Genomic DNA, 4,241 nt, shown 5'->3' on the forward strand with positions numbered 1-4,241 from the left:
GGCCGCGGGCCCGGGTGGGGGCGGGCGGTCGGGCACCTGGGTCACGGCCCCGTTCCTAATCGGCACCCCCGGGGGGAGGTGGAATCGGCCGATTAGGCGGGGGCGACAGCGATGGCGACGACCGGACGGAGCACGGTGACCACCGAGGAGACCACGGCCGGACCGGCGGGCGGGCGCCTGATCCTGGCCGCGACCCCGATGGGCGACATCGGCGACGCCTCCCGGCGCCTGTGCGCGGCGCTGGCCTCCGCCGACGTGGTGGCCGCCGAGGACACCCGCCGCACCCGCGCCCTGGCCAAGGCGCTCGGGGTGGAGATCACGGGCCGGGTGGTCAGCTTCTACGACCATGTCGAGACCGCGCGCATCCCCGCGCTGCTCGACGACATCGAGGCGGGCCGCACGGTGCTGTTGGTGACCGACGCGGGCATGCCCTCGGTGTCCGATCCCGGCTATCGCCTGGTCGCCGCCTGCGTCGAACGCGACCTGCCGCTCACCTGCCTGCCCGGGCCGTCCGCGGTGACCACGGCGCTGGCGCTGTCGGGGCTGCCGGTGGAGCGGTTCTGTTTCGACGGCTTCCCGCCCCGCAAGTCCGGGGCCCGCAAACAGTGGCTGCGCGCACTGCGCACCGAGCAACGCGCCTGCGTCTTCTTCGAGGCGCCGCACCGCCTCGCCGACTGCCTGGCCGACGCGGTGGAGGTGCTCGGCCCCGACCGCCCCGCCGCGGTCTGCCGCGAGCTGACCAAGACCTACGAGCAGGTCGTGCGCGGCACCCTCGGCGAACTCGCCGCCTGGGCCGTCGGGGGGGCGCGCGGGGAGATCACCGTCGTGCTCGCGGGCGCCGCGCCCGCCGAGGCCGACCCGGCCGCCCTCGTCGACGAGGTGCAGGCGCTCGTCGACGACGGGCTGCGCCTCAAGGAGGCCTGCGCCCGGGTCGCCGAGGCCACCGGCGCGTCCCGCCGCGAACTGTACGACGCGGTGCTCGCCGCCCGTGCCGGGCGCTGAGAGCCGGCACGGCCGGGCAGACCGAGGCCGCCCGCGCCCGGTGCCGCCTCGCCGTCAGCGCCCGCCGCGCACCGCGCGCGGCAGGTCGAGATCCAGCGGGATGCGACCGGCCGCGAGATGCTCCTCGACCTCGGCGGCCGGCATCGGGCGGGCGATGAGGAAGCCCTGCGCCCGGTAGCAGCCGAGGCCGACCAGGGTGCGGGCCGCGACGGCGGTCTCCACCCCCTCGCCGACCACACCCAGGCCGAAGGAACCCGCAAGGCCGATGATGGATTTCACGATGGCCAGATCGTCGGTGCTGGCCCCGAGCCGCTGGACGAAGCCCCGGTCGATCTTCACCGCGTCCACCGGCAGCGCCTTGAGGTGCGACAGCGAGCTGTAGCCGGTGCCGAAGTCGTCGATGGCGATCTGCACGCCCATCCGCTTGAGCCCGCGCAGGGTGACCTGGGTGCGGGCCAGATCCTGCACCACCACGTGCTCGGTGATCTCCAGGCACACCGAGCTGCCGTCGATGGCGTGCTCGCGCAGGATGTCCTCGATGCGCTCGACGAAATCGAGGCTCACCAGCTGCACCGGGGAGACGTTGATGCGCATGACGGTGTCGGTGGCCAGGCCGCGCGCCCGCCAGTCGGCGAACTGCTTGCACGCGGTGCGGATCACCCAGCGGCCCAGCTCGCCCGCCAGATTGGTGGCCTCGGCGACGGTCACGAAGGCCGCGGGCGGCAGCAGGCCCCTGGTGGGGTGCATCCAGCGCACCAGCGCCTCCAGCGCCACCACCCGGCCGGTGCGCAGATCCACCTCGGGCTGGAAGTGCAGCAGCAGCGAGCCGTCGGAGACCGCGCCGCGCAGATTCAGCTCCACGTCGTCCTGCAGCTCGAACTGCGCGCGCATGGCGTCGGTGAACACCGCGACGCCGTTGCCGCCGCCGGACTTGGCCGACAACAGCGCGTGATCGGCCCGGCGCAGCACGTCGGCGACGGTGGTCTGACCCGGCAGGCCGACGGCGACGCCGACGCTCACTCCGCGCGAGACCGATTCCCCGCCGACGGTCACCCGCTGGCCGACCAGCTGCTGCAACCGGGTGGCCTCCAGTTCGGCGGCCACCGAGTCCATCGGCTTGTCGGGCACGATGACGAACTCGTCGCCACCGAGCCGGGCGATCATGGCATCAGGGCCGAGGTTCTCGCGCAGCCGCGCCGACAGGGTGCGGATGAAGTTGTCGCCCGCGGTGTGGCCGAGGAAGTCGTTGAGCGCCTTGAGCCGGTCCAGATCGAGGAAGAAGGCCGCGACCGGGCCCGGCGCGCCTGGACGCAGCCGCTCTTCCATGTACTCGAGCAGCGCGCGCCGGTTCGACAGGCCGGTCAGGTCGTCGTGCAGGGCGATGTAGCGCAGCCGCTCTTCGGCCGCCACCCTGGCCTGCACCTGGGCGAACAGGGTGGCGATGGCGGTGAGGGCGTTGAGTTCGGCGGTGGCCCAGTCACGATCGCCCGCCTTGATGAAGCCGAGCAGGCCGGTGGACTCACCGCGCGAGACCAACGGCACGCAGGCCATGGTCACCTCGGGGATGCCGGAGGACTTGCGGATGGTCTCCTGGTAGTCCTCGGAGTCCTTGCCGGGGCGGACGATGATCGGCTCGGTGGCGAACTCCAGCTCGCGGAAGACCGAATCGGCCTCGGCGAAGTGCACCACCGCCAGGGGATCGGGATCGGGCACGTCGGTGCGGTGCGGCCACTCGGCGACGAGCGTGGTCGTGCGCTCCTCCCGGTTGGTGTGGCGCAGATAGCCGAAATCGATGTCGAAATGCTCGACCAGCTTGGCCAGCACGCGTTCGCTCGACGCCACCATGGTGATGGCGTCGACGCCCATCAACTCGGAGGCGACTTCCGTCACCAGTGAGTCGAGCGTTCGCCGAGGCACCCTGTCTCCGATCGTGCTAGCTGCCCTGGCCCGCGCCCGGTACTGGAAGCCGCCTGCTGCGGACCGAGGCTGCTGCCGCGTAGCTCAGGCGGAGCACCAAGGCCATGATCTCATGGTCGGGCACTCCCAGCAGGTCCAGGAAACGGCCCTGAAGTGAGGTCAGTGTATCCGCGAAATCCTCTGAAATCGCGATCAGCTCCTCCTGGTCGTGTGCGTAGCCGAATACCGGCGACATCGGTTGCACCGCGAGGCCGCGCCGCCCGGCCTCCAGCCAGACCCGTTCCACGGCCGCGCCCGCCCGCGCGTAGTCGGCCAGCGAGGCGCCGGCGCGCCCGCCCGGACACGGCAGCGTGACCGCGATCAGCGCCGATCCTGACAGCAGCACGTCGCGCGTGTTGTCGCCGAGGCTGCGCCCGCCGGACCAATTGCGCAGCAGCTCGACCACATCGGTGCGCGATGCGATGCGCAGCTTGGCCAGATCGGCCTCGTCGAGTTCCATGCTGCGCAGGTCGATGCCGTCGCGCAGGTCTTCGCCGGGACCGCGCAGCTCGGAGAACAGTTCGCGGTGCATGCGCGGGGTCAGCATGCGCACCCGATCGGAGCCGCCGAGGAGTTCGGCCGCCTCGGCCAGCGCGGCCCGGTCGGTGAGCGCGCGGACCACGGCGCCCTCGGCGCGCGCGGCGGCGGTCAGCGCGGCCAGCACGCCCTCGCGGATGGGGGCGCCGTTGCCGCGGCGGCGGTTGGTGCAGCGGGTCATGGCGGCCGGGTAGTCGCGGGCGAGCAGCGGGTCGGTGCCCGTGCCGAAGCGCAACGTGGCGGTGAGCGGCACCGCTGTCGTATCCGGGCACGGCGCGTCCGTGCACAGCAGGTGCTCGCCGAGCAGGCCGTGGGCGGCCGCGGCGGCGCGGGCGTTGTGCAGGGCCGCGCCGATGGCCACCGCGCTGCCCCGGTGGCCGATGTCCATGGTGGACGACCGCCCGGGATCGAGTTCGATGCGCAGCTCCTGCTCCGACAGCCGCAGCCGCCAGGGCTGGACGTTGCCGCCGGAGGGAGCGCGCTGGGCGGCGGCCGCCACCCGCACCCGCGGCGGGCCCGAGGGGAACAGCTCCGGCTCGTCGTCGGCGAACGGACGGCTCAGGTCGAACTTGCCCCCGGCCACCGGGCCCGGTGACCGTGACGCGGCGGCCGGGCGGCGATCCGCGGCGGCCACGGGAGCCGGGCAGGCGGCGTCGTGCCCGTCGCCCCGGCGTTCCCGCTCGGCGCCCGCGGGCTCGGCGAGGCCGTCGAGCTGCCGCTCGACGTCGACACGGATACGCCCGGAC

Annotated in this window: 2 protein-coding genes and 1 pseudogene; 1 reads left to right on the forward strand and 2 read right to left on the reverse strand. The window is 73.4% G+C overall.

What is annotated here, in order from left to right; genetic code table 11:
- Window positions 1-111: 111 nt before the first annotated feature.
- Window positions 112-1,002, forward strand: a complete 891-nt coding sequence (rsmI, locus tag QH283_RS12745) for a 16S rRNA (cytidine(1402)-2'-O)-methyltransferase (RefSeq protein ID WP_280503214.1) — start codon at window positions 112-114, stop codon at window positions 1,000-1,002.
- A 54-nt stretch (window positions 1,003-1,056) separates the two neighbouring features.
- Here rsmI and QH283_RS12750 read toward each other — a convergent pair whose 3' ends face one another.
- Both QH283_RS12750 and QH283_RS12755 read right to left on the reverse strand, forming a co-directional pair.
- On the reverse strand, window positions 1,057-2,892 hold the full coding sequence (locus tag QH283_RS12750) for a putative bifunctional diguanylate cyclase/phosphodiesterase (RefSeq protein ID WP_280503215.1): 1,836 nt from the start codon (window positions 2,890-2,892) through the stop codon (window positions 1,057-1,059).
- A 43-nt stretch (window positions 2,893-2,935) separates the two neighbouring features.
- Window positions 2,936-4,241: pseudogene (locus QH283_RS12755) on the reverse strand (hypothetical protein); the annotation flags it as partial.

Origin of the sequence: Nocardia farcinica (assembly GCF_029867845.1) — a bacterium.
GTDB lineage: Bacteria > Actinomycetota > Actinomycetes > Mycobacteriales > Mycobacteriaceae > Nocardia > Nocardia farcinica_A.